This is a genomic window from Streptomyces sp. NPDC126497 (assembly GCF_040302425.1).
Lineage (GTDB): Bacteria > Actinomycetota > Actinomycetes > Streptomycetales > Streptomycetaceae > Streptomyces.
In genome coordinates, this window is sequence record NZ_JBEORT010000004.1 from 159,152 (window position 1) to 185,021 (window position 25,870).

The 25,870-nt window shown below is 68.9% G+C and carries 21 protein-coding genes, 1 tRNA gene and 3 pseudogenes; 9 read left to right on the top strand and 16 right to left on the bottom strand.

What is annotated here, in order from left to right:
- Positions 1-349: 349 nt before the first annotated feature.
- Complete coding sequence (locus ABTY20_RS04305) at positions 350-3,040, bottom strand: LuxR C-terminal-related transcriptional regulator (RefSeq protein ID WP_351995481.1); 2,691 nt, start codon at positions 3,038-3,040, stop codon at positions 350-352.
- Positions 3,041-3,883: 843 nt separating this feature from the next.
- Here ABTY20_RS04305 and ABTY20_RS04310 point away from each other — a divergent pair.
- A complete protein-coding gene (locus tag ABTY20_RS04310; RefSeq protein ID WP_351995482.1) occupies positions 3,884-6,544 on the top strand; it encodes a helix-turn-helix transcriptional regulator in 2,661 nt (886 codons plus the stop codon).
- A gap of 358 nt (positions 6,545-6,902) precedes the next feature.
- Here the strand turns inward: ABTY20_RS04310 and ABTY20_RS04315 are convergent.
- Positions 6,903-7,227: pseudogene (locus ABTY20_RS04315) on the bottom strand (IS5/IS1182 family transposase); the annotation flags it as partial.
- Positions 7,228-7,339: 112 nt separating this feature from the next.
- Here ABTY20_RS04315 and ABTY20_RS04320 point away from each other — a divergent pair.
- The 3 genes from ABTY20_RS04320 to ABTY20_RS04330 all read left to right on the top strand — a co-directional run bounded on the left by ABTY20_RS04320 (position 7,340) and on the right by ABTY20_RS04330 (position 11,127).
- Positions 7,340-7,849, top strand: a complete 510-nt coding sequence (locus ABTY20_RS04320; RefSeq protein ID WP_351995483.1) for a hypothetical protein — start codon at positions 7,340-7,342, stop codon at positions 7,847-7,849.
- A 385-nt stretch (positions 7,850-8,234) separates the two neighbouring features.
- Positions 8,235-9,152, top strand: coding sequence for an alpha/beta fold hydrolase (locus ABTY20_RS04325; protein WP_351995484.1), 918 nt, complete (start codon positions 8,235-8,237; stop codon positions 9,150-9,152).
- A gap of 790 nt (positions 9,153-9,942) precedes the next feature.
- The gene (locus tag ABTY20_RS04330) at positions 9,943-11,127 is read left to right on the top strand and encodes an SGNH/GDSL hydrolase family protein (RefSeq protein WP_351995485.1); all 1,185 of its coding nucleotides are present in this window, start codon (positions 9,943-9,945) and stop codon (positions 11,125-11,127) included.
- A gap of 169 nt (positions 11,128-11,296) precedes the next feature.
- On the opposite strand, the pseudogene ABTY20_RS04335 reads toward ABTY20_RS04330, so the two are convergent.
- Positions 11,297-11,467: pseudogene (locus ABTY20_RS04335) on the bottom strand (RNA-guided endonuclease TnpB family protein); the annotation flags it as partial.
- A 50-nt stretch (positions 11,468-11,517) separates the two neighbouring features.
- Here ABTY20_RS04335 and ABTY20_RS04340 point away from each other — a divergent pair.
- Both ABTY20_RS04340 and ABTY20_RS04345 read left to right on the top strand, forming a co-directional pair.
- Positions 11,518-11,748: a hypothetical protein gene (locus tag ABTY20_RS04340; protein ID WP_351995486.1), complete on the top strand. Its 231-nt coding sequence runs from the start codon at positions 11,518-11,520 to the stop codon at positions 11,746-11,748.
- Between the two features lie 217 nt (positions 11,749-11,965).
- Entirely contained in the window at positions 11,966-12,676 is a 711-nt protein-coding gene (locus ABTY20_RS04345) for a hypothetical protein (RefSeq protein ID WP_351995487.1), read from the top strand.
- Between the two features lie 78 nt (positions 12,677-12,754).
- Here ABTY20_RS04345 and ABTY20_RS04350 read toward each other — a convergent pair.
- From ABTY20_RS04350 to ABTY20_RS04360, 3 genes and pseudogenes are all read right to left on the bottom strand, one after another.
- Positions 12,755-12,919 (bottom strand): annotated as a pseudogene (locus ABTY20_RS04350) (transposase); the annotation flags it as partial.
- Positions 12,920-13,326: 407 nt separating this feature from the next.
- Positions 13,327-14,415, bottom strand: coding sequence for a CU044_5270 family protein (locus tag ABTY20_RS04355; protein WP_351995488.1), 1,089 nt, complete (start codon positions 14,413-14,415; stop codon positions 13,327-13,329).
- The gene (locus ABTY20_RS04360) at positions 14,412-15,044 is read right to left on the bottom strand and encodes an RNA polymerase sigma factor (RefSeq protein WP_351995489.1); all 633 of its coding nucleotides are present in this window, start codon (positions 15,042-15,044) and stop codon (positions 14,412-14,414) included. The genes ABTY20_RS04355 and ABTY20_RS04360 overlap by 4 nt, the downstream gene beginning before the upstream one ends.
- A 190-nt stretch (positions 15,045-15,234) precedes the next feature.
- On the opposite strand from ABTY20_RS04360, the gene ABTY20_RS04365 reads away from it, so the two are divergent.
- Complete coding sequence (locus tag ABTY20_RS04365; protein WP_351995490.1) at positions 15,235-15,735, top strand: GNAT family N-acetyltransferase; 501 nt, start codon at positions 15,235-15,237, stop codon at positions 15,733-15,735.
- 4 nt (positions 15,736-15,739) lie between these two features.
- Here ABTY20_RS04365 and ABTY20_RS04370 read toward each other — a convergent pair whose 3' ends face one another.
- The 7 genes from ABTY20_RS04370 to ABTY20_RS04400 form a co-directional block, all read right to left on the bottom strand.
- Positions 15,740-16,615: an IS5 family transposase gene (locus ABTY20_RS04370; protein ID WP_351995491.1), complete on the bottom strand. Its 876-nt coding sequence runs from the start codon at positions 16,613-16,615 to the stop codon at positions 15,740-15,742.
- 13 nt (positions 16,616-16,628) lie between these two features.
- Positions 16,629-17,519, bottom strand: a complete 891-nt coding sequence (locus ABTY20_RS04375) for an IS630 family transposase (protein ID WP_351995492.1) — start codon at positions 17,517-17,519, stop codon at positions 16,629-16,631.
- 598 nt (positions 17,520-18,117) lie between these two features.
- Positions 18,118-18,927, bottom strand: a complete 810-nt coding sequence (locus ABTY20_RS04380) for a DUF4253 domain-containing protein (RefSeq protein WP_351995493.1) — start codon at positions 18,925-18,927, stop codon at positions 18,118-18,120.
- A 226-nt stretch (positions 18,928-19,153) separates the two neighbouring features.
- On the bottom strand, positions 19,154-19,474 hold the full coding sequence (locus tag ABTY20_RS04385) for a hypothetical protein (protein WP_351995494.1): 321 nt from the start codon (positions 19,472-19,474) through the stop codon (positions 19,154-19,156).
- 120 nt (positions 19,475-19,594) lie between these two features.
- Positions 19,595-20,470 carry a hypothetical protein gene (locus ABTY20_RS04390; RefSeq protein ID WP_351995495.1) on the bottom strand — a complete coding sequence of 292 codons (876 nt, stop codon included), beginning with the start codon at positions 20,468-20,470 and terminating at the stop codon, positions 19,595-19,597.
- Positions 20,471-21,006: 536 nt separating this feature from the next.
- Positions 21,007-21,080, bottom strand: a tRNA-Met gene (locus ABTY20_RS04395).
- Between the two features lie 43 nt (positions 21,081-21,123).
- Positions 21,124-21,327 (bottom strand): cold-shock protein, encoded by a 204-nt coding sequence (locus ABTY20_RS04400; protein ID WP_009192932.1) that lies wholly within the window; start codon positions 21,325-21,327, stop codon positions 21,124-21,126.
- 274 nt (positions 21,328-21,601) lie between these two features.
- On the opposite strand from ABTY20_RS04400, the gene ABTY20_RS04405 reads away from it, so the two are divergent.
- Positions 21,602-21,925 (top strand): hypothetical protein, encoded by a 324-nt coding sequence (locus ABTY20_RS04405; protein WP_351995496.1) that lies wholly within the window; start codon positions 21,602-21,604, stop codon positions 21,923-21,925.
- A gap of 645 nt (positions 21,926-22,570) precedes the next feature.
- On the top strand, positions 22,571-22,987 hold the full coding sequence (locus ABTY20_RS04410; protein ID WP_351995497.1) for an Imm10 family immunity protein: 417 nt from the start codon (positions 22,571-22,573) through the stop codon (positions 22,985-22,987).
- Positions 22,988-23,353: 366 nt separating this feature from the next.
- On the opposite strand, the gene ABTY20_RS04415 is transcribed toward ABTY20_RS04410, so the two are convergent.
- From ABTY20_RS04415 to ABTY20_RS04425, 3 genes are read right to left on the bottom strand one after another with little or no spacing between them, the layout of a single operon-like run.
- Positions 23,354-24,376: an ABC-2 membrane transporter-related protein gene (locus ABTY20_RS04415; RefSeq protein ID WP_351995498.1), complete on the bottom strand. Its 1,023-nt coding sequence runs from the start codon at positions 24,374-24,376 to the stop codon at positions 23,354-23,356.
- Complete coding sequence (locus ABTY20_RS04420) at positions 24,373-25,329, bottom strand: ABC transporter ATP-binding protein (protein ID WP_351995499.1); 957 nt, start codon at positions 25,327-25,329, stop codon at positions 24,373-24,375. Before ABTY20_RS04420 ends, ABTY20_RS04415 begins: the two co-directional genes overlap by 4 nt.
- The gene (locus tag ABTY20_RS04425; protein WP_471590194.1) at positions 25,329-25,763 is read right to left on the bottom strand and encodes a GntR family transcriptional regulator; all 435 of its coding nucleotides are present in this window, start codon (positions 25,761-25,763) and stop codon (positions 25,329-25,331) included. The genes ABTY20_RS04420 and ABTY20_RS04425 overlap by 1 nt, the downstream gene beginning before the upstream one ends.
- Positions 25,764-25,870 lie beyond the last annotated feature (107 nt).

Sequence of the window (25,870 nt, forward strand, 5' to 3'; positions counted from 1 at the left end):
TTGATCGCCGGACGACTTCGAGTATCCACTCCGTATTTCCATTCAGCGAGAGTGCGAAGAGGTCCGGGGACAACACAAATGGCCCTTCGGGACCCGGAGCGGACAGAAGGCAAGGCCCCGTGGGTCGATGCAGTTCTCACTCTCGAGCATCAGCAGGGAAGTGAGCTTTTTCTTTCTTGCTCGACGCGGAGAAGGAGAAGCGCTGCAAGGCGGTTACAGCAGGTTGTTTCGAGGCGACGAGCATCCCCTGAGATGAGATGGCACCGACGCTGACAGGTAGGTGACGGTTCTGCGACCTGTCGATGTGCTGTACGCGCGGCCGGGAGCCGCTGACGGGCAGGCGAGAGCATCACCGCCCGGCTTCGAACACCTCCGCCAAGCTCCGTCGGTCGGAGACGCCGAGTTTGGCGTAAGCCCGGTGCAGGTGATTGTTCACCGTCCGTACGGACAGATGGAGTTCGGCGGCGATCGATTTGCTCGACGCCCCGGATGCCGCTGCGGCAGCGATCTCCCGTTCACGCTCGGTCAAGGGCGCAGGGGCGATGCTTCTCGCGCTCAGCGGGGTTCGGACGTCGCCGCAGCGTGCCAAACAGGCAGCCGCGCGGTTTTCGGCATCTGTGACCGCCCTTGGCACTCCGACGCGGCGTAACATCTCGGCGCTGGCCGAATACGCCTCCGCAGCCAGGAGGTCGGCTCCCATCTCCTCGCACTGCAGAGCCACCGTCCTCAGCCTTTGGGCATCCGAAGCCACCAGGGCCGCCGCGAGCTCGGCTCTTGCGGGAAGTAAAGCGCCGTCTCCCTCTTCTGCCAGTTCCGCCAGGCGCTGTACCACGTCCTGGGGCGCGCCCAGGCGTGCGATGTCCGTGAGGAGCAAGGACTCGGCCGTGACGTGTCCGGTGGCCCGAGCGGACGCTGCCCCCTCGGCGAGCAATTCTCGCGCCTCGGTGAGGTTCCCGCGTGCGACTTCCAGCCAAGCGCGCCCTGCCTGAAGTTCTCCCTCCGAGAGGAACCCGACTATTTCGGGCAGTGCGCGGAATTCATCCAAAGCGCTTTCGGCCGCCGCGATGTCGCCCTGGACCGCGGCACACGCCGCCAGGCCACTCAGCGCCGGTCTGAGAATGATGGTGTTCTCGACCTTCCGGGCGAGAGCGATGGCCTCCGCGTACCAGTGCCGAGCAAGGGGAACGTGTCCCGCCAGCCACTGCGTCCGCGCCACGAGGACGGACATCCACATCCGGGCTACGGAGCTGAATTCGGAGAGTTGATCGTATGCGTCCTCTCCCTCGCGCGCCGCCCGCGCCATCATCCCGCCTTCACAAAGGGCGAGCACCCAAGGGAGCTTCTGGGCGGACGCGTCAGGGGCGAGGACCTCCTGTGTCAGATCGACATAGGCGTCGTATCCCCTCTGGGCCCAAACGGCGGAAAGCTGTGTATGTCCGGCGAGGCTCAGCCCGAGCGCCTTGGTCAGCACCCCTCGAAGCCAGGGGGTGACGTACTGGGCCCGTTGGACATCGTCCTCAAGGATTTCCAGCCGCTGCAGGCCTTCGGTGACAATGCCCTTGGAGATGAATATGTAGCCCTCGTTGACGGTCAGTGTGTACCGGCCGACGGGACTCGTCACCGCCGACAGCGCTTCCATGTTGGCTTCGAGTGCCGCCGAGAGGGGTGCCCGACCCAGGAGGTTCTCGACGCGGGTCATGGCCACAGCGAGGACTTCTTCGTCTCCCTGCGCCGCGGCGCCGGCTGCCGAGAGCATGCTTTCCGCGGCCGACCAGTGACCCATCTGGAACAGCGCATCGCCCATGAGCACCTGTGCGCCGACGCTGCGGTGGTCGTCAGGCAGAGCCTTCAGGAGGGCGAGCACGCGTGGGTAGTCATTGCTGTGCGAGGCGAGACGGGCGGCGTCGAGGAGAAGCCGCGGGTCGGCCGTCCCGGTCGCTGCCAGCCGGTAGCTCGCGATGCGCAGGGCGTCGTCACGTCGCCGTGCTCCGCGGCTTTCGATGCGATCGGCCGCTTCCGCCATCAAAGCGTTCCGCTCGGCGGTCGACAGCGATTCTCGTACCGTTTCACCATAGAGAGGGTGTGCAAGCCGGACAGTCACTCTCTGACGTTCTTCGACTACTTCGATCAGGGCAGCACTTTCCAGCCTGTCGATCGTTTCCGGGGAAACGTTTTGGCAAAGTTCGGAGACCGATTGCGCTCCGCAGACCGCGATCCGATTGAGGACATTCCGCTCATCATCCTTCACATGGGAGAGCCTGGCGGCGATGACTTCGGCGAGGCGCCTGGTGGTGGGAAGCCGACCATCGGCGAGTTCCCACAGTTCGCCCTGCTTGCGAAGGGCTCCGGTCTCGACCGCCCCGTACACGATTTCCCTGAGATACAGCGGGTTGCCGCCCGATGCATTGAAGAGGTCCTGAGTTGTGCGACGTCCCACAGGTGCGCCGAGCACGCCGTGGAGAACTCGTTCGGTACCGCTGAAGTCGAAGGCGTCGATGTCTATTCGTTGCGCCGAGTCGCCTCGCAGAAGGGAATGGAGGGTTTCACAGAGCGGCTCGCCCGTACGCAGGGTGCCCAGAACCTTGACGATGCCTGCATCCATGAGCTGACGAAGGAGCACGACCGAGGTTGTGTCGATGAGGTGCAGATCATCGACCATGAGTATCCAGCGGCTTCCGCCACTCCGCAGGGACGCTGCTGCGGCCGCGAAGCCCCGCACCGGATCCGAGAATTCCATACCGGGGGGCAGAAGGTGGGCAACGGCACCGAGCGGGACCGCTTTCGCGGCGGCACTGGCCGTGGCCTGTCCGACCGAGAAACCCCGCCTCGCGGCGAGGAACAGACATTCTTCTGCGAGGCGGGTTTTCCCCGCACCGGCCGGCCCTGCCAGGATGAGCGCTTTCGTCGAGCGGTCGGTCAGGGCGGACAGGGATGCGGCGAGTTCGTCGTCCCTGCCGATCAGAGGCCATCTGATCGAGTGGGTGCCTGCGCCCATGAGGTCTCTGGATCCGTTTCTGCTGCCTCGGTCAATCAGCCGCATCCAGGTTCCTCGTCGATACGCCTGGATTCAGTCGGCCGGCTGAGAAGGGAAGTGCCTACGCTGTGAGGGGACCCGGTCGCACAGGTCGCGATTGTGACGGTGGTTGACAGCTCCATGAGTACTGATGGCCGGCTTGACGGAAGGTCAGCAGCTGGCGCGGTTCTACGGACGAAGACGCAGTGCCGTGGTGGAGCCGCAGCATGTTCCCCACGTGCCCGTGCGACGTCAATGTAGCTCAGAACGCCGAAGGGGGCGCGTGAATTGTATGTTCGGTCGCGGGGCCGGCACATGAGGGCATGTACCGGTCGCTCCTCACCGTTACCGTCGGCGAAGTAATCATCACCCGCTTCGGCGTCCGCTCGGGCCCCTATCGGGATCGGCTCCCGCCGTCACCGATCTCGGGCGGGAGCGACAGTCCGGGCAGTCGTCTTCCAAGCCGGTGCCGTCGGTTTCCTGCTGGATGCGCTACTCACCCTCCGCCTCTGTCCCGGACGGCCGGCGCTGACGGCGAACCTCAGGCCGGCGACTCGTGCCCTGCCCTGCCTGCTTCGGTGTCTCGCCCCCCACGTCTGTGACGATCGCCACCTTCGGCACCACCTGGGCTGGACCGGGGGGGGGCTCCACGACTGGCCGCTCTCACGGGGCGCCATACCGTTCGACTGCGCGCCGCCTGCAACTGCCGCATCGGCTTGGGCTCTTGAGGCCTCGCGGATCGCCGCGGCGGCACACGCTTAGGGTACTCACATGGTCGCTCCCGGAGTGTGAAGCGTGCGATGGCAACGATGTCTTCCAGGACGGCCTCGGATCAAAGCGTCACTAAGTGGTACAGGACGGGAACTCACCGTGAAGGGTGCGGGCGGTAAGTCGGGCAGGTGGCCGCTGACGGGGCGGGATGGCGAGCTGGCGGAGGCGCTGGCTGCTCTTGTCGACCGTTCGGTTCGAGGGGTGGTGCTGAGTGGTGCGGCGGGTGCGGGTAAGACGCGGCTCGCCGAGGAGTGTTTGGCATTGATGGCGGGGCGGGGCTTCGTGGTGGCGCAGGCGACTGCGAGTGCGGCTGCCGGTTCGGTGCCGTTGGGGGCGGTGGCCCATCTGCTGCCTGCGGGGGTGGACCTGTCCGACCCGGTGGCTGGTTTCGCGGCGGTGGCGGCCTCGTTGCGGCGGGCGGGCAGCAGGTGGGTGGTACTGCTGGACGATCTTCATTTGCTGGATGGGACGTCGGCGGTGCTGTTGCGGCAGTTGATGGATGCGGGGGTGGTCCGACTGCTGGCGACAGTGCGTACGGGTGAGCCGATCCGTGATGCGGTGCATGCCTTGATGCACGGGGACGCGGTGCGGCGAATCGATATGGCTGCGTTCGATCTGGCGACCACTGATGAGGTGTTGCAGGGGGCGTTGGGCGCTTCGCTGAGCCGGCGGGCGGTGTTCGAGTTGTTCCGGGCGTCCGGTGGTAACGCCCTCTACCTGCGTGAACTGGTGCTGGGGGCGGTGGATTGCGGTGCGTTGCGGATGGTGGGTGAGGTGTGGGAGCTGGTGGGTGAACTGCCGACGTCGCGGCGTCTGGCAGAGGTGATTCACGCCAGGCTGGAACCTCTGGGTGAGCACGAGCGTTCGGTGCTGGACCGGATCGCGGTGTGCGGGTCCCAGTCGGTGGCGGAGTTGTGCCGCCTGGTGCCGGCTGGGACGGTGGACCGACTGGAGAGCGCGGGCCTGGTCGAGATCGGTGAGGAGCGGCGACGTACGAGCGTGCGTCTGGCTCACCCGTTGTACGGGGAGGTGCTGCGGGGGGCGCTGCCCACGGTCAGGCGCCGGGCGTTGCTGGCGGCGGAGGCGGACCGGATCGTCGAGCGTGGTGCCCGTCGGCGTGGTGATGCGCTGAGAATCGCCAGCTACCGGCTTTCGGCAACGGGTACGGCTGATCCTGCGTTGTTGTTGCAGGCGGCGGGTCTGGCACGTCACAGTCATGACTATCCGCAAGTGGTCACGTTGCTCCAGGCGTTGTCGACGCAGGAGATGACGGTGCTCACCCGTGTACTGCTGGGTGACGCCTATTTCCAGATGGGGCGTTGGGAGGACGCGGAGCGGACTCTGGTCGACGCCGGCCCCCTGGCCCGGGGTGACGGGGAAGTGCTCGCGGTCGTGATGACCCGGGTGGACAACCTCCTGTGGAGCAAAGCCGACCTGTCGGCCGCGCTGGCTGCGAACACGCAGGCCCTGCAGCGTGTCACGAGCGAGGCCGCATCGCACCTGCTGCGGATCAACGAGGGCTACATCTACGTCGCCAAGGGACGCTTCGCGGAAGGCCTCGCCCGCCTCGAGGTACTCGAGGAGGACATCGAGCACGTCCAGGGGGACATCAACCCCTGGCTGCGGGGGGCCTTGATGAAGGCGCTGGGGTTGAGTCTGGTCGCCAGGACGCAGCAGGCGGCCATGTGGGCACTCCGTGCGTACGAGGCCCACATGGCCGTGGACGAGGAGGCGCTGGTGTCCCACCCTGCCGTCCAGAAACTCCCGTGGGTGCTTGCTCTGTGTGAAGGCGGCCGGCTCGCCGCAGCCACCCGTGAGGCTGAGGTCACCTATTACCAGCTCGCAGCGTTCAGTTCGGTGGTGCGGGTCTGGCTTCTCGTCCTGGGCGCACGAGCGCAGTGGCTCGCCGGGCACACCGCCACAGCCCGCCGCTGGTACGCCGAAGCGATCGCCCTGGGCCGTAAGGTCAACAACACCATGGTCCTCAGGGCCGGCCTCAACGGTCTGGCTGCCTGCGCCGCGGTCCAGGGCGACGTCAAGGCAGCCACGGAAGCGGTCTTCGAGCTCAACGGTCTTCCGGGCGCCCTCGGCTTCCTGTCAGAGGGGGAGTTGCAGTTGGGGCCTGCCTGGCTCGCCGCTGCGCAGGGAGACCAGGCATTGGCTCGTGACCTGCTACGAGAAGGTGCCGCATCCGCCAGGCGCACGGGGCACCTCACCGGTGAATCGCTTCTGCTGACCGACATCGCCCGCCTCGGCGCCCCGGGCGAAGTCGCCGAACGGCTCCACGAGATAGCCGCCCAGGGCGATGGCGGAACGCTCCTACCGGCGCGAGCCGCATTCGCGACAGCCCTGGCCTGCGGAGACCCCCACCGACTGCGCGACGCCGCCCTGCAACTGGAGGAAACCGGCTCCGACCTCATCGCCGCGGAAGCCTTCGCCGCCACCGCCCATGCCCTGCGCCGCACCGGACCGTCCCAAGCTGCCACCGACGCCGACGACCGCTCCGCCGCCGCACTTCGACGCTGCCAGGGAGCACGGACCCCGCTCCTTGCCACCAGCGCAGCACCCGTCCCCCTCACCGAACGCGAACGAGAAATCGCCGTCGCCGCCGCCGTCGGTACCCCCAGTAGAACCATCGCGGCCTCCCTCACCCTGTCCGTCCGCACCGTCAACAACCACCTCCAGCGCGTCTACGCCAAACTCGGCGTGACCAGCAGGCGGGAACTCGCCGACGCCCTCGGACTCAAACGGAACCCTTAGGGCCTCTCGTTTGGATCAGGTCGGCCGCGACCGACGGTGCGTCGTGGCCGACCCGAGCGGGGCTTGGTGCGTGCAGATGCAAGGCGGAGGAGGGCGCCAACGCGGAGCGTCGGCAACTGACGACAACGCGGCAGATGCGCGTGCCAAGCCCCGCGACGCCGACATGATCCAAACGAGAGGCCCTAGGCGCCTCTCAAGGTGATCGTCCCGGCTGTGTCCGCGGGAGCGGGGCCCTCGTAGGCGGGTTCGTTGGCCGGTCCGGCTCTCCGGCCTTCCTGCGAACTCGTGGGAGCCGGCAGCAGGCAGTCGAGTCGGAACCCGTACGACAAGCCCGCCGGTCCTTCAGGGCGGGAGGGGTCGTGTCGATCGCGCACCGCGACCAGTCCAACTCGCCCTGGACACCGAGTTCGTCCAGGACGGGGCGGTGCGACTTGCCCACGCTCTGGCCTCGGTCCGCTCGGTGAACCGGCGGAAGGCGGTTGCCCCCGACAGGCCGAACCCCGGTGGCAGTCGGTTCCGGGTGCAGCCCGAGGTGGCCACGAAGGTGACGCGGCCGGTATCTCGCGGCCCCCTCGCCGACGGTGCCCTCCGTCCCGCGGGTGAACCGGCGCCGGCGACACCGCCCGCTGGGGCAAGGTCCACAGGTCTTCCGGCGCCATCCGCTCGACAAGCGCAGCAGTCATCACCCCGGACCGCCGCAAGATCAAGTCAACTGAAGTGGCGTCTGAGCAGCTTCTTCTCCAGGCGTCCTGGTTCCGCTCTTGAGCACGCTTTGCTCAAGCCCCGCGATCCACAGTGGACAACACTGACAACACCTGGCACGCGCTGTCGGCCGGACGCCCCGGTGTCAGTGAGTCGTCACAACAGTTCACCCAAGGGAGCATCACGATGCGAAGAACTCTGAAGAACGCAGCAATAGCGACCCTGCTCGTCTCGACGGCCGTAACGGCCGGAGCACCCACTGCGGCTTCCGCCTCGGAAGGGCTGCAGGCCACGGCAAACGCATCGTCTGCTGCAGGCCGCCTCCAGACCCTCGCAGACCCGCGAAGCGGCACGCTGTATGCGAACGAGCCGAAAAAGGTGGTATGGGGGGCCGGGTTCTTCCAGGCCAGGTACAGCGTGCGTCTCGTCACGGCGGACGGGAAGCGGCCTACCGGTCAATACGCATGCTATACGGCCGGCATACCCACGTCCTCCGGCGAGATCCACAACGGATTCGGGCAGTTCACCCTCATGGCTTACCCCTATGCCGAATGTTGGATCACTTCTCCGTACGACACCTACTACGAACTGGTCACCAGCTGACCGACTCCGAGACCGGGAAGACTCCGGAGCACCTGACAGGCCCTGCACCCGAGGAATTCGGATGCAGGGCAGCCGAAGACTGCACGGCTCGCGGCCCGCGTCACGTACGTCGGCGGGCGTGAGCGCGGGCCGGCGGTGTGCCGTACGGGATCGGCTGCCCGGTCAGTGGAGCTCGGGGCGAACCGGTCGGCAGTTATTCGTTCGTTGCGTCGCACCCACCACCTGTAGCGTGTGCACGCCGCGATACATGATGACGACATCGTCGTGCCTTCTCCCACGACGCCGGACCGCAGGTGTCGGCCTCTGTGAGGTGCGTGGAAGCTGCGGCCCCGCTCGAGCGGCTTGGGCTCCGCGGCGCGCGTCCCTGCGTGCCCGCAGCCTCGTCATGGGCACGGCGGTCGACGTACGAAGGGAAAGCACGGACTCTATGGACTACGGCGTGCGGGAGCCGGCACGACTCGGCCGGACTCGGCTGCCGGACGGCAGACATCTGGGCTGGGCGGAATGGGGCCCCGTCGACGGTACGCCAGTGCTCCTGTGCCCGGGGGCGGCCACCAGCAGGTGGCTCGGGTTCGGCGGCGACACCGTCGACGCGTCGGGCATCCGCCTCATCAGCGTGGACCGTCCCGGCCTCGGTGTCTCCGACCCGGCTCCCGGCCGGACCTTGACCAGTTGGGCCGCCGACATCGGGCACCTCATCCAGAAGCGGGCGCTCCGCGCACCGGCGGTGGTGGGGTTCTCACAGGGGGCACCGTTCGCGCTCGCTCTCGCGGCGAGCGGTCTCGTGAGCGGAGCGGCCGTGGTGTCCGGCAGCGACGAACTCGCCCATCCCCGCTTCACCTCCTCGCTGGCCCCTCAGGTGAAAAGCATGGTGGACGCGGTCGCGGCCGGTCCCGAAGCCGCCGCGGCCTCCCTCGCCGACTTCGCAAGCGCAGAAACTCTGTGGGACCTGGTCATCACGACAAGCGCAGAAGCCGATCGCACGGTGTACACCGCTCCCGTCTTCCAGTGCGCCTTTCGACGCGCGTTGGACGAGGCTTTCAGCCAGGGGCCGGAGGGCTACGCCCGTGACACCGTCCTGGCGATGTCCCGATGGCCGTTCGACCTTGCCGGAATCGGCGTACCGGTGGACCTCTGGTACGGACAGCAGGACACCAGCCCGGTGCACTCACCGGATCTGGGAGGGACGCTCTCCCGCATGATCCCCTCGGCGGCCCGACACGTGCTGCCCACGGCGGCGGGGGCCCTGCTCTGGACACACGCCGGAGCCGTCCTCGACACGTTGCTGAGCCACGCCCGGTGACGAAGGGGGCTCCGGCAGCCGAGCCGGGGCCGGCGGACCACCATGGGCGCGGGCCGCGGCCCCGGGTCCCGTTCCGAACGCTGTCCTGGCTCCCCGGTGGAGCAGACAGGGCTGCCGTGGTCGTGTCCGACGAGGCACCGAGCGTCGCATCCGGGTTCCGGGGCCCACTGACACGCCTGAGGAACTGACGCCCTGTGGCTGCGGGATTCCCGGCTCGCCGCCGGGTCCGATGCAGAGTGGGCACGTTGCTCCGGAGCGCCGGCCGGGACCATGTCCCATTCACCTGGTGGCCTGGCAGGCACCTCCGCGAACAGGGCCCTGTACATGCCCGTTCCGGTCGCGGAGGCCTGGGGGCCGGGCGTCCGTCGAGACGCTGGAGGTTCGGGCGGCGTCGGTGCCGGGCCGGCCCACCACGGGGAGGGACGTCCGGTACCGCCCGGCACAGCCGTCACCTCCTTGACCCGTGAGTCGCCGACCGCGAAGCGAGCGGCGGCGACGGTGTCGAACGTGTGCTCCGGCCGACGTCATGAGGCCTCCTTCCCAGCACCCGGGCACGAAGGGCCGGGCAAGTGGTGGGCCATGAGCAGCGCTGATGCAGGAGCAAAGCCGTGCGGTGAGACATGGGTAGCAGTTGCTCAAGCCTCATCAGGTCCAATCCGGCGATGCTTGACCTCGGTTGACACCAGAAGCACTGAAACTTCGCATCAGTCGGACCCTGCCGCTTCCTGACTCGCCTTGTTTCCTTGCGTGGTGCCCACTTCACACGGGGAATTCCTACTCAGAGGTGTTTATGAAGACCACCGGCGTCAGATCCGCCGCCAAGCGGATCGCTGCCACGCTCAGTGTCGCCGCCATCGCGGCCCTTTCTCTTCCTGCGAACTCGTCCGCGGCGCCCAACAGTGGCCAACCGACGATCGTGTCCCTGGGCGACAGCTACATCGCCGCCCCGGGGGGCAGGTGGTTCGGCAACAGCAATGACCCGTTCGGGAACCGGAACGGCACCGACAGGGCCTACGCAGCCGGCACGTACGACACGACCCGGGTGTACGGCAGCAGTGGAGATTGCTACAGGTCGGACACGACCGAAATCAACAGCGCTGCCATCCCCTACGAAGGCGGAATGCTCAAGACGGTCAATCTGGCGTGCTCCGGGAGCAAGGCCGAGAACATCTGGCCGACCGAGGCCGGCGGGCAGCCGCAGAAGGGGGAGCCGCCGCAGGGCGATCAGCTGAAAGAGGTGGCCCAGAGGGACGATGTCAAAGCCATCGTTCTCTCCGTAGGCGGCAATGACCTCGGATTCGGTGACATCATCACCAACTGCGTCCTCGCCTACAACAACCCCTTCGGCAAGCCCTGCAACACGTCGGAGCAGGCCGACCTGGGCTGGAAGATGGACCGAGCCATGGTCTTGCTCGACAAGGCCGTCAAGGACGTCCGGTTCGTCATGGCCAAGAGCGGCTATCAGGAGTCCGACTACCGACTCGTGGTTCAGTCCTACCCTTCACCGCTGCCCCGGGGCAACGAGATGCGCTATCCGCAGAGCGGCATCCTGGGGAACAGCAGGACCTATCAGGGCTGCCCGATGTTCGACGCGGACCTCAACTGGGCCCGGGACTCGCTGGTTCCCACGCTCTCGTCCAGAATCGGTGAGGTCGCCAAGGGCAACAGGGCCGACTTCCTGGACCTGAGTGACGCTTTCCAAGGACACGAGGCCTGCTCGAAGTCCACCAGGGTCGCCGACGCCCAGAACCGCCCGACCTCGGCGACCATGGACTGGACCCGGATCTTCAACACGGGGGTGTTCCAAGGAAGTCTGGAGGAGTCCTTCCACCCGAACGCCTACGGGCAGCGAGCCCTGGGCCACTGCCTCAACCAGTGGTGGTATCGGACCTGGCCTCGCAACATGGGTGGCGCGTACAAGTGCGTCCCGGAGGGTCGGCGGGACGATCAGATGGCACTCAGCGTCATCAGCTGACCGTTCCGTCGTCCTCGCACCACACCGGTCCGGGCGTGGGGTCATCACCGCAGCACAGAGCGAGGTCCCACGTCGACGTGGCACACCGGCCCGGCCGTGAGGAGAACAGTCGTCCGGAGCGGCACGGTCGGCAGCCGTGTCCCGCACGTTCCCCTGGCGCCCGCGCGCAGGGCTCCGTACCGCCACGCAGCGCGCGGGCGAACGCCCTGTTCAGACGGCGCTGCGCGGCCTGCTGCGAGGAGAACGAGCAGCGGCCCTGCCGCTCGGGGTCGGACGCCCGGGCCTCCTTCAGCTGCGCGGACCGACCGCCGTACGTGACCGGCGCTCCTGAAGCGCGCCGGTCAGATCGCCCGGCTCCGGCAACTCATCGACGGCTGGACCGGTCCAGCCGTGCTGCTGGGCGACTTCAACACTGACCGCCACGTGTTGGCCGGCGCGCTCGGCGAGGGCCATGTGGTCAGCGGCCCTCGTCCGGGTGCCCTGCCGGCACGACCCCGCACGACGGGCTCAAAGTCCCAGTACACCGACCACGTCGTGGTACACGGGGCCGTGCTGAGAGTGTCGGTGGAAGACGTCAGAGGACTGTCCGACCACAATCCGGTCAAGGCCACCGTGCTCTGACTGCTCCGCATCGCGGTGCGTTGCACGGCCGCGTCCAGGAGAGGCGGCCGTCCTCTCCTGCAGAAGTCGCCGGCGGCCCGCGTCGTAGTGCTCTCTGAGGGGCACCCATGGATGCCCGTGCGGCGCCCGAACCTCTCCAGGCGAGGAATCGCGTCCATCGACGGGAGTGGAGAAACCCTTGGACGAACCAGATCCGTCCGGGTGATGATGCGCACTCGTGACGACCTCGAAGCAACTTCTGGTCCGCGCTGCCGCCCGCAACAACGCTGAGTGGTGCGCGGTGATGAGTCGGTCGCACGACGTGGCGGGCGAGTTCGCGGCTCAAGCCTGGGCCGCCTCGGCCCGCACGCCGCCGTACTACCCCGACGCGGTGACGCTGGTGCCGAATGCCGACCCGGCCGCGCTGGCAGCCCGTATCAACAGCACGGCGCCCGGAGCCTCCATCAAGGACAGTTTCGCCGATCTCGACCTGACAGAGGCCGGCTTCCGGGTGCTGTTCGAGGCATGGTGGATCCACCGCCCCGCGAGTGCATCCGCTGTCGCCTCGGACCTTTCCTGGAGTGTGGCGGGCGACCCCGACGCGCTACGATCCTGGGCACTTGCCTGGGACGGTGGGGATGGCAACGCAGACCTCTTCCGGTCCGGGTTGGTGGACGACCCGGCCACCTTCGTGCTGGCCGGACAGTCTCCCAGCGGCCGGGTGGTTGCCGGAGCAGTGGCGAGCCGTAGTGACCAGGTGGTCGGGATTTCCAACGTTTTCGCTTCAGAGGGCGGACCGGATGCGGCCTGGCCGGTCGTACTCGGTGCGGTGCATGAACTGTTCCCCACCCTGCCGGTGGTCGGTTACGAGTGCGGCGACAACCTGGCAGCCGCTGTCCGTCACGGCTTCGAGCCGGTCGGTCCGCTTCGGGTCTGGGTGAACGGCTGAACCACCGGGTGCCGCCGAGGAGAGCACAGTGCCCGTGTGTGATTGGCTCCAACGAGGCCTCTGGACGTGCCGGTGGGTGATCAGGCGGACGGCGAGGCCGAGGAAGGCCTCGTGGATGCCGTCGCGTCGTTCCCAGCGGATGCGTAGGCGGCGGAAGCCGTGCAGCCGGGAGATCGTCCGCTCGACGACCCAGCGGAAGGTGCCCAGACCGGTGCCGTGCGGCTGGCCGCGTTCGGCGATCACCCTGAATGCCGGTGTGCGGGACGAACAGGATCCCGTACAGAGCCTGCCGGTCCGGCACCCGAGGCCGTCCCTCCACCGGCTTTCGGCGGCGGCTCGGGCAGCAACGGCTCGCTGGGCGACCACAGTTCGTCCGACACGATCCACACCAGGATCTCTGCTTCTGCGCTGCGGCGAATTGTCGTTGAGTTCGGCCTCGAACTTCGACAGGCCCCGGAGGAACTTGAACAGTCCGAGGCCGTCACCCGCCTGCCCGCCCCACGCCGGTGGATGCACTCGTCCGAATCCATGGTGCGCGGGTCGGCGGGGCCATCGGGCGGGACGATCACCGACGAGGGCGACTTGTCGGGATCGCGCCTTGCAGGGGCCCTCGGTCACTGTCGGGGCGAGGGTGCGCACTGTCCCGTTGTTCAGGCCGTCTTCTGCTTGTCCGTGGGTTCGCGGTCGTCCCGGTCCACGACGCCGGTTTCCATGATGGCGGTGCTGTTGTAGAGGGTGGAGGGCTTGCTCCCGGCTGTGTGCGTGAGGTAGGAGCGTGAGCCGAGAAGTGTGAAACTGTTTCGGTCGAAGATCCACTCGTCTCGAGTTGCGGTGCCGGTCTCCTCGCGGGTGATTCCGATCCCGTGGCGCCCGGCAGCGTCGGTGGCGTCGGGGGTCACGCTCACGCCTGGGATCGTGGCGACGGTCCTGTACAGGGCCGCGGCATTGGTCGGCGGCATGACTGTTTCGTTCAGGAGATCGCCGATCTTCCTGAAGACGGCCTGGTCCTTCGACTCGTTTTCGAGGGGTCGGGCCCGGGCGTAGAGCAGTTTGCGCAGAGCGTCGGTGTCGGTGGGCAGCTTGGCCAGCCACCGGTAGGTGGGCCGGTCGATTCCGGCTGGGACTCCCTGCTCGGCACTGCCGTCAGGGGCGGCCGTCTCGATGGGAATCCGCTGCCCGGACATAGGAACACCCTTTCCGGACTCACGGATCACCCCGGTGCGAGTGATCGGTGCGGAGTCCTGCGACACCCAGATTTCGCGGCGGTGTGGAGCGCCGAGCTTCACCGGGCCGTCGAAGGCGCCTTCGTTGTTGCGGACCAGGCTTCGGACGTAGACGAACTGGTCGTCGCGGACCGGTTCGACGTCGACTTCCATGGACGCGGCGGCGATGCGGTCGAGCGTGAGCGCTACGCCGTTCGCTGCGGCGTGCTTCGCGTCGGTCGCTTCTGCCTTGGCGCCGGGTTCCTGCTCCGTGCCGGGAAGCGTGAGGATCAGAGTGCCGGCGAGGGCCATGGCCGTGGCGGGCAGCAGGAGGACCGGACGCAGCCACCGCCGTTGAAGCGCAGGCGTCGCCGGGGTGGGGGCGGCCGTCCGCTCCCGGTCGATCTCGCGCAGCAGCACGTTCCGGTGGTGGAGGTGGCGGGTGGGCGTGAGGTCCCATTCGGGTGCGTCCGGCAACAGCCCGCGCAGATGTGCGGCGTCGTCGCCGGAACCGTCATGGCGGTTTGAGGCAGTCATCGGTTTTCCTCCTGTGAGCGCGCGGCCGCGAATGCGGCCTGCTTCTTTACCTCTCCGCGGGAACCGTGCGGTTCCATGTTCTTTGCGCTGAGCCGATCGAGCCGTCGGCGGGCGCGCGCGAGCCGGGAGCGCACGGTGCCCAGGGGGATATCCAGTGCCTCGGCGCATTCCTGGTAGGTGAGGCCGGACCACACGCACAGGACGAGAACTTCACGGTCCTGGCTGCGCAGTCCGCTCAGGGCGCTGCGGACCACGGCCAGCCTGCGGGCGTCGTCGATCCGGCCCGCGCTCTCCTCGGCGAAGTCCGTCACCGCAGGTGGAGCCGGTTGGCGTGAGAGGAACAGGCGCTGTCGGCGCAGGCGGCGTGTGGCATTGTGCGCCTTATGAGTGGTGATCCCCAGGAGCCACGGTCTGAGCGACCCGCCCTCGAGGTTCAGGGAAGCTCGGGTCCGCCACGCGGCGAGGAACGTCTCGGACATGATGTCCTCCGCCAGCGACCAGTCCCCGGTCAGCCGCAGCCCGTGGTTGTACACCGCACGCGCGTGTGCGTCGTACAGGGTGCCGAACGCATCGCGGTCCCCGGCTCTTATGCGCGCACGTAGCTCATCGTCTCGATCTGTGTCTCTCACACCATCTACTCTCCGCAGCCCCGCCGGGGTTCCCGTGGCCTGCGTCACACTCCTTCCGGGCCAACACGACTCCACAGGGGGATCTCTCCTGCACCCGCGCAAACGGGAACACGCCCCGGAGCGACGCCCTCAGGGCGTGTACCGAGAGAGCTCGCGGAGAGCTCGGTCCTTCTCGTGTGATGCTGGCGTCATGACTGATCACCACGAGGTTGCTATCGTCCGCTGGCCAGGCCAGCCCCCTCCGATCGAGGACGGCCTGGCCGCGCTGCTGGCCGCCTACCATTTTCAGACGGAGGCCGAGAAAGGCGAATCGGTAGCCGACGTGCAGGGGCTGCCGGACCGCTACCGGGAAGAGATCACCGACCCCCGGACCGCATTCGCCGACGATGTCGTACTGGTGGCTCTCCTGGGCGATGCCGTTGTGGGGTGCCTGGTGGTGACCTCCCCGCACGACGGGCAGTCGGAGATCAAGAGGCTCTGGACCACGCCGAAGTCCCGTGGCCGTGGCGTTGCCTCGGCCCTGCTCGGCGCCGCGCTCATCCATGCCGCGGAGGGCGGGGTGCACACTGTCCGGCTTTCAGTGTGGCAATGGCGAACTGGGGCCATTGCTCTGTACGAACGGCTCGGCTTCGCCGTCACCCGATCGTGGGATGAGCGGGAGCAGTTGGTGTGCATGCAGCGCTCCCTTTGAGTGGTCACAGCCATTCGGTAATGGCCGCGACGAGGATGACCGCCTCGTAACGGACTGCGAGCTTGTCGTGCCGAGCGGCGCCGGCTCGGTGCCTCTTGAGGCGGTTGATCCCGCACTCGATCGCATGGCGCTCGCGGTAATCGACCGGGTCGAGGTGTGGCGGTCGGCCGCCGCGGGAACCCGGCTTCTGGCGGTTGCGCGCTTGGTCGGCCTTGTCCGGGATGGTGCAGCGAATCCCGCGACGACGCAGGTAGGAGCGGTTCTTCCGGGAAGCGTAAGCCTTGTCAGCCCGGACCCGACTGGGGCGGACGCCTGGCCGGCCCTGCCCGGTGCGAGGCACGCGGACTCTCTCCAATACGGTCTCGAACTGCGGCGAGTCCCCACGCTGCCCCGCTGTGACCACGATCGCCACGGGCTTCTGCCTCTGCTCGACGGCCAGGTGCAGCTTGGCAGTGAACCCGCCGCGGGAACGTCCCAGCCCATGATCATCCGGCTCGGTGAAGATGCCATCCGGCGGCTCTCTCTGCAGGTCGCCCCGCCTGCGGGCCCCGGCCGCATGCTGACGGGCACGGCACACCGTGGAATCGACACTCAGGTCCCACGTGATCGCCCCCTGCACGTCGGCCAGGGACCGGAGCCGGGTCAGGATGCGGTGCCAGGTGCCGTTCCGCTGCCACCGGCGGAACAGGTCATAGACCCGACCCCACAGCCCATGCTCGACAGGCACGTCCCGCCACGGCACACCCGTCCGAACCCGAAACCGTATGCCGTCGATCAGCCGCCGCCGAGGCCGGACCGGCGGCCGCCCCGCCCTCATGCCCTTCGGCAACAACGGCTCCGGTACCGCCCACTGCTCGTCCGTGAGATCTCCCCGACCCATGAACCGTGATCATTCACAGGCCAAGATCCACTTTCGATACACGGCCCAGTCTTCTGTGGAAGCGGGGACGGGCGACCAGCCAGGTCTTGATCGCCGGAGTCCTGTGGGTGGCGTGGTCGTCCAGCACCAGGTGCACGTCCAGGCCCTGCGGGACCTCCCGGTCGAGTTTGATCAGGAACTTCTTGAACTCCTCGGCCCTATGCCGGCGATGCAGGGAGCCGATCACCTTCCCGGTGGCCGCCTCCAGGGCGGCGGACAGGGTGGTGGTGCCGGCGCGCACGTAGTCGTGGGTGAGGCGCTGCGGGACCCCGGGCATCGTCGGCAGCACCGGCTGGGAGCGGTCCAGCGCCCGGAGCTGGCTCTTCTCGTCCACGCAGAACACCGGGGCCCGTTCGGGCGGGTCCAGATACAGGCCGGTGACGTCGTGGACCTCGTCGACGAAGGACGGGTCCGTGGACAGCCGAGACGTCTCGGTGCGGTGCGGCTGCAGGCCGAAGGCCCGCCAGATCCGCGAGACGGTCGACTGCGACAGGCCCGTCTCCTTCGCCATGGCCCGCGTCGACCAGTGCGTGGCGTTCTTCGGCGCCGACCCCAGCGTCCGCTTCACCACCGCGGCGACCTGCTCGTCGGCCACCGTCCTCGGCCCGCCGGACCGCGGCATGTCGCCCAGGCCGGCGATCCGGTGCTCGACGAACCGCTTCCGCCAGCGGCCCACCGCATGCGGTGTCGAACCCACCTGCGCGGCCACGTCCTTGTTCGACGCGCCGCTCGCGCAGGCCAGAATGATCCGGCACCGCAAAGCCCACGCCTGCGGCGTGGAACGGCGCCGCACCCACCCCTCGAGCGCAGCCCGCTCCGCATCCGACAGGATCAACTCGGCCTTCGGCCGCCCGGTACGCGCCACCAGGCAACCTACACAGCGGCTTGTTCAGCGGCTGGAGTCGCTCATCCCGGCGGCCAGCTGCCCCACGACGTCCAGCACTCCCTGCCCGAACGCGGTCGGCGCGACGAGGATGCCGAAGACCAGGACGATCAGCACCGTCAGCTCCTCGTCATTGCGGCTGCGCGCCTGAGTCCGCCGCAGGCGGCTTTCTCCCAGCACCCGGCACCGGCACGTGCGAAGGCATCCCGCTGGACGGGCCGGCAGACGGCTCCCGCGGTACGGGCGCATTTGCCTTCGGGTCCGCCTCTTCGAGCACCGCCTTGGTGGTGCCGGTGGGATGCGGCACCGGGCACGTCCGGGCCGCGTACCGCGAGGGCTGAGAAACCGCGAAGGGAGCCGTCTGGCCGTCCGCGCCCCGGGCAGAGCCCGGGAGGGTCCAGGAAAGGGTTGTCCTTGGCGGTGACGCGGTCGTCGAGGTGGATGACGGCCGCCGGCGCGGCCGTGCCGGTTGCGGGGACGAGGGTGTTCAGGGCCTGGCAGATCGCGGCGCGGCGTCCGGCGGGATCTGCCGCTGCTCCTGTCCGGCGCTGCTCGGCCGGGGCCCGGTTTGTCTGTCCGGTCAGTCCCACCAGAAGTCCCAGCAGTTCAGGTCGATGGGGTCCTCGGCGTAGGTGGCCAGGTCGGGGTGGGTGCCCTGCCAGATGTTGTCGGGGCAGAAGGCGAAGTGCTCGGCGGCGATGCGCAGGGCGTCTTCGGGGCGGTGGGGTGGGGCTGCGACGCTGAGGTGCAGGGTGTCGAAACCGACACCGACGACGCGGGCGCCGAAGCGGTCTTCCCAGTCGCGTAGGACGGCGGAGAACGTGGCGGTGTCGTTGTCGTAGTTCAGCGGGCCGTTCCAGCCGGCGGTGGTGAGGGCGTCGGCTCCACGGGGCGCGGCGACGAGTCCGAGGCGGGCGTGCGGGTGCTGAGCGAGGAAGGCCTGCGCGTACTGATCGGCTGTCGCGTCGGCATTCTTGACGGGGGTCGCGGCGGGTGCGGGTCCGGGCCAGGCCTGGCCGAACGGGGCGGTGACGGCCAGGCGTTTTTCTGTGTTCCGCTGGTCGTCGTCCTCGTCGGTGGCGGTGTGGTCCTGCCACCAGCGGGTGAGGACGGTCTGGGGGTCGTGGTCTGCCGGGGAGGACATGCGCTCGGGGGACGGTTCGCCGCAGGCCCAGGGGCGGAAGTCGGCCTCGTGCGGCTCCAAGGGGGTGAGCAGGAGCGGCCAGAGGCCGGAGGCGGCGTGCTCCGCGCGCAGACGGGACCACAGGTCAGCACAGGGTGGGCTGTCGCTCAGCCACAGCGGCTGCACGGTGCCGTGCCCTTCGTCCGACGTGATCATGCGGCCGGGCGGCAGTGTCAGGCTCTGGGGCAGGCGGGATTCGATGTTCACGAGCGGATGCCAGGTTCCCGGTCCGACAACAGGCCCTGTGCCGGCGCGGAGCCGACAGGTGCGCAGGCGGTGTGGGCACGGGCCGTCCCGGCCGCCGGCAGGGAACGGATCCGTCGGCTGGGCCAGTCCGCGCTCGGCCGGCAGGCGTGGTCGGCAGAACCTCCTGCAGTGTCCGGTGGCGGGTGGCAGCAGCGGCCCGGCTGGTGGTACCGGGGCCTGTCGACGATCAGGATCGTGGCACAAGGAAGCGGGCGTTGTCCGGCAGCTGTTCGCGGAATCTGTCCGGAATCGAGCCCATCAGCCACAGCCAGCGCGCGTTCCGTACGATCTCGTCCTCGAGCAGGACGTACGGGCGGTCGGCACGGCTGGTGTATCCGGTCTCGGGCGGACATCCTTGCTCGTCGGTCCAGGTCAGGTAGTGCCGTCCGTCGATGCGCAACACGCGCCGGCCGTCGGGGTCCTGGTCGCCGAGCATCCGGTAGCCCACGCAGGTCAGCCAGAAGTCGCACGAGCGGCACACCCGCCACCGTGCCATCCGCTCGCCCACGCCTGCGATCTCCGTCGCCGCCCCTTTGCCCGGGCACAGCCTGCAGTCGAACACCTCATACCGCACGTGCGGGTACGCCCCCCATCGAACCACCACTCGCCCTTCCCCGATGCCCGGCCGTCAGCGCTTTTGCGGGGACGGCCGGTCCGGCGTGGGCACTGTAACCGGCTCGATCGCCCGGGTCTGCGTCGTCCACTCGATACCGCCACCCGAGGGCCGCAGCCAGGCGACGGGTGCGTCCGTGCCGACGTCGGGAGCGATGGCCTGCAGGATGCCGGTCCGCCCGGATGCCGTGCCGCGCACCAGGCGGCCGAGAAGCCGGTGCTCATCGTGCAGCATGCCCGTCGTGGTCATCGCAGCGCTCCCGTCTGCGACAGCGGCGTCCAGGAGCAGCGCACGCTCACGCCCTGCCCCTGGAGCCGGCTGATCTCGCGGTGCCGCAGACAGTGTGACCGGTCCGGTGCGATGACCGCCGGCCACCGCACGATGACCAGCTCCCGCACCCGCCTCCGGCCCTCCCGGCGCAGCGGGTCGGGTTGCCCGTACGGGTTCGGTGACCGCCTCGGTGGTCCTGATGTTCCGTGCGGCGGTGAAGATCCGGCCTTCCTGCTCGGCGCGCTGTGCGCCCAGGTTCGGGTTCAGCGGACTCCGCTCGGCGTACACGTACAGCACCGCCCGCGGGGGCGCACCTTCCGTGCTGTCCTGCGCGTCGGTGGTCATCGGGGCCTCGTGGTGGTCGCGGACGGGGCGGCCCGGGGCGTTCTCGACGGGGAACGAAGATGACATGCACCGACGTGCCTTCCTCGGCGGGGCGGTGGCCGCAGCAGCGGCAGCGGCCCTGGCCGCCTTACCCACGGCAACCTCGCGCGGTTCGAGGCGCATGCCGGCAACGGCGTCGAAGCCCCGAACCTGGCCGGCCGTGCCCGCCGCGCGCTGCGCGGCCGTGGTCCGGCCGTCGCCGAGGCCTGGCTGTCCGGCATCGAGGCGCTCGGTCACGCGGCCGCAGGCGGTCGGCGGACAAGGCGCTCACCCGCTCCCGCACGGCGGCCGAGGCCCTGCCCGGACAGGAGGCACCGTCGCCGTGGCCGTGGGTGTTCTCCTTCACCGCCGAGAAGGTCACCGTGCACCGACGACGCGGCGGGACGTCTGAGGATCCAGGGTTTTCCCTCCCCGGTCCGGGCCTTTCGAGCGATGGACGGGACGGACGGCGCGAGGGCCATGACGACGGAGCTTCCATGTGCGGCCGGGGCCCTGGGCGCGGTGCTGCTGATGCGCGGTGGCCTGCTGCTGGCCGTGGTCGCGGGAGGCCGGCCGGGGACGGGTGCGGGGTGGTCGGCGGCCCGCTGCCGCTGGTGGTCGCGGATCTGCTCGCAGGCGGCGGGGACGCGGCCTGCGCCGTGGAGGAGGAGTCCAGCTCGTCCAGGTCGGGGCGCTCGTCGTCGCCCCCGCCCTCGGCAGCGGCTGTGCCCGCCCGGCTCCGTGCGCAGGAATGCGAGAGGGGGTCCGGCTGATGCCGGACCCCCTCTCCTTCGTAGCGGGGACAGGATTTGAACCTGCGACCTCTGGGTTATGAGCCCAGCGAGCTACCGAGCTGCTCCACCCCGCGTCGGTGAGACCACTCTACACGGGGGTGCGCAGGTCGGCGGTGGTCAGCCGCGGACGATGTTCTCCGCCTGGGGGCCCTTCTGGCCCTGGGTGACGTCGAACGTGACCGGCTCGCCCTCGACCAGCTCGCGGTAGCCGTTGCCGGAGATGTTGGAGTAGTGGGCGAAGACGTCCGGTCCGCCGCCGTCCTGGGCGATGAAGCCGAAGCCCTTCTCGGAGTTGAACCACTTCACGGTGCCGCTGGCCATACTGCGTGTCCTTCGGTCTTGCCGGCGGGGCCGGCAGGGATGCATAGCGGGCTCTTCCCTGCGGGAAGGCGCCCGGCATCCTCTCTACCCCGGCCGGGGCCATGTCATACGATCATCCGTCTATGAGCCGGACAGACCTGGTCGGTGAACCCGCGCCCACGCGCGGACTCCCCACGGGTTCTGCTTTTCGGCACCGGTCGTAAGGGCCCGGTCCGTCACTACGGGGGAGGTGCCCCTATCCCTTTGGTCAAGGTCGTGGGTCAGTATGTGCGGCATGACGACCTGGTTCCGGACCTACTACGAGGACGAAGATCTGTGGCTGTACTTCGAGGCCGATGACGAAGGCTGGGCAGCGCGACAGGTCGAGGTCCGGGGGCAGGACTCGCGGCCAGTGACGGCGGTCTCTCTGGAAGAGGTACTGAACTTGCGTGATCGAGACGATCTCGCGGCGATGTCCCGCTATGAACGGCAGTTCGGCGTTCTCGCCGAAGGCCCCATGAACGGCTGGCAGGACCAGCCGCAGGCGGCCGAGATATCCGCAGAGGAGTTCGAGCGGCAGTGGGCTGAAGCAAGGCGGACGCTCGGTGATTCAGCCTGACCTGGCGGGCTGGGGTTCGTAGAAGGTGCCGTCGCGGAGCATCGCGAACAGGACGTCGGCCCTGCGTCGCGCAGCAGACCGGCCTGGCCGCTGGTGTCCCGGGTGGGATCGGGGTCGGTGAGGGGAGTGTGGACGGGCGGGGGCCGCCGGGTGCGGCCGCCGTCGTCGCTGGCCTGCACGGTGACGGCGAGGTTGTCCTCCTGCTCGTGGCTGAGGTACCAGCGCATCACCAGGGCCAGATCGTGGATGAGCGGTGAGGGCCCGTCCTCGCCGGTGAGGACGGGGTGGGTGATGGTGCTGGTCAGGGCGTACAGGCGGGTGGTGTCGGGCACGCGTGGTCTCTCCCTGGTCCTGATGCGGCAGGCCGTTCGAGGATGGGGTTGTGTGCCCTCACGCCACCTGTATCCGGACCGGTCCCGGCCGGGAGGGGGGTGAAGTTCCCGCGGGGTGGGAGGAGAGTCGCCCCGGCCGCTCCGGGGCACGGCCTGCTTCCGGTGCGGCGGGGCTGCGGTGCGTCGGTTTCGGTCTGGGCGGGGGACGGCGCGATGGAACGGGCCATGATCACTCGCGCCGGGCTGCTCCAGCCCAGCGGCGTTCCGCCGCCTTTACGTCATCGGTCACCGCCGGCCCTGGCAGAACAGGCGTGTGACCCACAGATTCACTGCGAGCACCGCTTACGGGTGGCTCGAGCCGGGGTCAGACGTCTATGCCCTGACTGCCGGAGTTGTCGAGGCAGAGGGCGAAGAGAGCTTCGCGATTGAGTTCCAGTGCAGCTTCAAGGGACCCGATGCGCAGAACATCCGCAGCGGCTGCGACTCGTACTGCGTTGTCACCCCCGGCCAGGGCACCGCGTACGGGTGTGTGCGCACGGTGGAGCTGGGAGGGGACATCCCACGAGTCACGTTCGACCCCGATTCCCTGGAATCCCTGTTCCTGGACGATCCGGTGCTCCAGGCAGTTCTCCACGCACCGGCCGCGGACACAACTCGCATGAGGGAGGCACTCGTGCGCATCCTCGCCTCCGGTCGGCCGGACGCGCTCCCGATCGTGATCGGGGTGTGAACTCCCCGGGCAGGACCTCTCGTGCTCGCCGCTCGCGAACAGCGGTGTGGAGCACCGCGGGCACCGATGGTGTCGGCCGCCCGTCTTCCTGGCCGTCCCGGGTGCCGGCACCCGTCGCGCACCAGAGCTGCCGCCGGTCAAGGCGCGGAGAGGGAGCTTGCAGCACGACCTGGATCACCGCCGGGCTTCAGTCCGCTTCAGCTCCCGTGGGATGTGCCGCAGCCTGGCCGTGCCGTACTGGCGCCGCTTCCACCAGGCGAGAGCTCGCGCATGCCACCGCCGGCGCAACGACCGCACCACCGTCCGGCCACCGCGGCGCACTGCGGCAGCACCGTCGGCCCTCCGGCCGGACGGCCAGGCATGAGGTCAGCGCAGGGCGCGCCGCGCCGCGTACACCAGTACGCCCGCCGTCAGCAGGACCAGTGCGGCCAGCGCGCCTGTCGCCGCCCACTGCATGGCGTCCATGTGGGAGAACGGCAGATATTCCGTCGACCAGCCGACCACCCCGTCGCGTCGCAGGCAGGCCGCCCTGTCGTCCGCGTCGGCGCAGGTGCCCCAGCCGCGCAACGAGCCGTCGCGCGTGATGTAGGAGGTGTCGATCGACAAGGCGTTGGCGGGGACCGCCGGGTAGTCGTCGTCACCGAACCTGCCGCCGGCCGTCGTTTTGGTCACCGTGGTCGCGAACGTCATGCGCAGCTGCGAGAAGAGGGTCTTCACCGCCAGCAGGGTGACGAAGGTGAGCACCATCGCGGGCAGCGTGCGCCGCATCAGCAGCCCGGCGGCGGCGCCGATCAGCAGGCCAAGGACGGCCAGGGTCACTGCGACCGGGCCGGTGGTGTCGAACCCGCCGGCGCTGGTGAAGTCGGCGTTGACGGCCGAGTGATTGACCAGCGGCGTCCACAGGGCCTTCATGGCGATGCCGCTGGAGAGCGCCGCCACGACGGCGAACACCGCGGCCATGCCGAGCTTGGTCGCCACCCAGTTCCAGCGGCCGTAGGACTGGACGCCCACGAACTTGGCGGTGCCGCTCTCCAGGTCTCCCGCGAACAGGGGGGCGCCGATGAACACCCCGATGATCACCGGTAGGCCCGTCAGCGCCATACCCGCCAGGCCGAGTCGTTGGTATGCGCTGTCGAGGGCCGCTTCAGCTACGGGTGACGCCTTCGCTCCCCCAACGGCCGCCACGGCACTGTTCGCGTCCCGGGCCAGCCACGCCAGGCCCGCCGTCGCGACGGCCGCCGCCGCGAGCAGGAGGAGGAATGCCGCCCGGTGCTGGCGCCACACCAGCCAGGCCATTCCGCTCAGGCTGAAGCCGCGTGCCCACGTCCGCCGCTGCGGCAGCTTCGGAGGTCCGGCGTCCGCCCGGCGCTTCTGTGTCGTCGCAGTCACTTCACTACCTCCGAGGCGGCGCCAACGACGTGGGAGTCGGGGCTGATGAGCGGCGCAGAGCCGTTCTGCTCCAGATAGGCGAGGACCACTTCCTCCAGGGTCGGCGCGCTCTCCTCCCAGAAATCGGCGACTGGTCCGCCGGGGCGAACCAGTGCAGTGGTGTAGCGCTGGTCTTTGCTGACCGCCACCACCGTGTGGTGCTCCAGGCCCGCGGGCAGCCCGTCGGGGCCAATCGCCAGTCGGTCCGTGGGCGCGAACAGCGTCCGGTGGACGCTGATGATCTCGTCGACGTCGCCGGCCAGCCGCAGTCCGCCCCGGGCCACCAGCAGCAGGTAGTCGCACAGCGTGTCGAGTTCGGCCACCAGGTGGCTGGAGAGCAGGACGGTGATCCCGCGCTCGGCCACCTCGCTCAACAACGCAGCCACCGTCTGCCGGCGTACCAGCGGGTCCAGGTCGGCCAGCGGCTCGTCCAGCAGGACCAGGTCAGGGCGCTTGCCCAGGGCCACCGCGAGGGCGACCCGGGTGCGCTGGCCACCGGACAGCCGTCCCACCTTGGCATCGAGCGGAACGGAACCGGCCCGTACGAAGCCCTCGGCCAGCTCCTGGTCCCAGTGCGGGTTCAGCTCACGACCCAACCGCAGCGTCTCGGCCACGGTGAACCGCGCGAACAGCGGCTTCTCCTGCGGCAGGAACGCGACGCGCTGGCGCGCCTGCGCCCCGCCGGCCGGTTCACCGAAGACTTTGGCCTCGCCCGCCGATGCCCGGCGCAGACCCGCGATGATCTCCAGCATCGTCGTCTTGCCTGCGCCGTTCGGGCCCACGAGTCCGCAGACCCGTCCGGCGGGCAGCCGAAACGTCGCGTTGCTCAGTACCCACCGACGCCCGTACTGCCGTCCCAGGTCGCGCACTTCCAGGGCGGTCCGTCCGTCCGCCTCTCCTGTCGCCGCACTCATCACTGTTTTCCACCCCGTTCGTTCGTGCCGCTGCGGGCGGTCCCCGATGCCGTCTGCTGCCGCTCCTGAAGCGCCAGTTCGACCAGATCCCTCACGTCTTCCTCCAGCAGACCTGCGGCCATCGCCCGCCCAATCCACTCCGCCAGTTCGGCGTACAGCGGCGACTCGGCGGCGGGTGGGTGGCTGCGGTCCGCGGCCGACGCGGCGATGAACGTGCCCACGCCCTGCCGCAGCTCCACCACGCCGTCCCGGTCCAGCTCCCGATACGCCTTGAGCGTGGTGTTCGGGTTCACAGCACAGGTCTCGGCCACCTCACGAGCGGTCGGCAACCGGTCACCGGGCTTCAGTACGCCTGCCCTGACCGCCCGTTTGGTCTGCTCGACGATCTGCTGGTACGCCGCGACGCCACGACGTCTCTCGATGTAGTACCGCATCCACCCCACCAGTAGTCCACTAGTTAAGTAGCTGAATACTGGAAGCAAAGACGATCAGATGTCAAGCGAGCTGGTGAGCGGCACCCGCCGTCGGGCACATGAAAGCC

What these genes read in the sequence shown, in the direction of transcription:
- ABTY20_RS04305 (WP_351995481.1), bottom strand. Translation starts at nt 3,040, where the DNA reads ATGCGGCTGATTGACCGAGGCAGCAGAAACGGATCCAGAGACCTCATG.
- ABTY20_RS04325 (WP_351995484.1), top strand. Translation starts at nt 8,235, where the DNA reads ATGGGCACGGCGGTCGACGTACGAAGGGAAAGCACGGACTCTATGGAC.
- ABTY20_RS04330 (WP_351995485.1), top strand. Translation starts at nt 9,943, where the DNA reads ATGAAGACCACCGGCGTCAGATCCGCCGCCAAGCGGATCGCTGCCACG.
- ABTY20_RS04355 (WP_351995488.1), bottom strand. Translation starts at nt 14,415, where the DNA reads ATGACTGCCTCAAACCGCCATGACGGTTCCGGCGACGACGCCGCACAT.
- ABTY20_RS04365 (WP_351995490.1), top strand. Translation starts at nt 15,235, where the DNA reads ATGACTGATCACCACGAGGTTGCTATCGTCCGCTGGCCAGGCCAGCCC.
- ABTY20_RS04370 (WP_351995491.1), bottom strand. Translation starts at nt 16,615, where the DNA reads ATGGGTCGGGGAGATCTCACGGACGAGCAGTGGGCGGTACCGGAGCCG.
- ABTY20_RS04400 (WP_009192932.1), bottom strand. Translation starts at nt 21,327, where the DNA reads ATGGCCAGCGGCACCGTGAAGTGGTTCAACTCCGAGAAGGGCTTCGGC.
- ABTY20_RS04405 (WP_351995496.1), top strand. Translation starts at nt 21,602, where the DNA reads ATGACGACCTGGTTCCGGACCTACTACGAGGACGAAGATCTGTGGCTG.
- ABTY20_RS04420 (WP_351995499.1), bottom strand. Translation starts at nt 25,329, where the DNA reads ATGAGTGCGGCGACAGGAGAGGCGGACGGACGGACCGCCCTGGAAGTG.
- ABTY20_RS04425 (WP_471590194.1), bottom strand. Translation starts at nt 25,763, where the DNA reads ATGCGGTACTACATCGAGAGACGTCGTGGCGTCGCGGCGTACCAGCAG.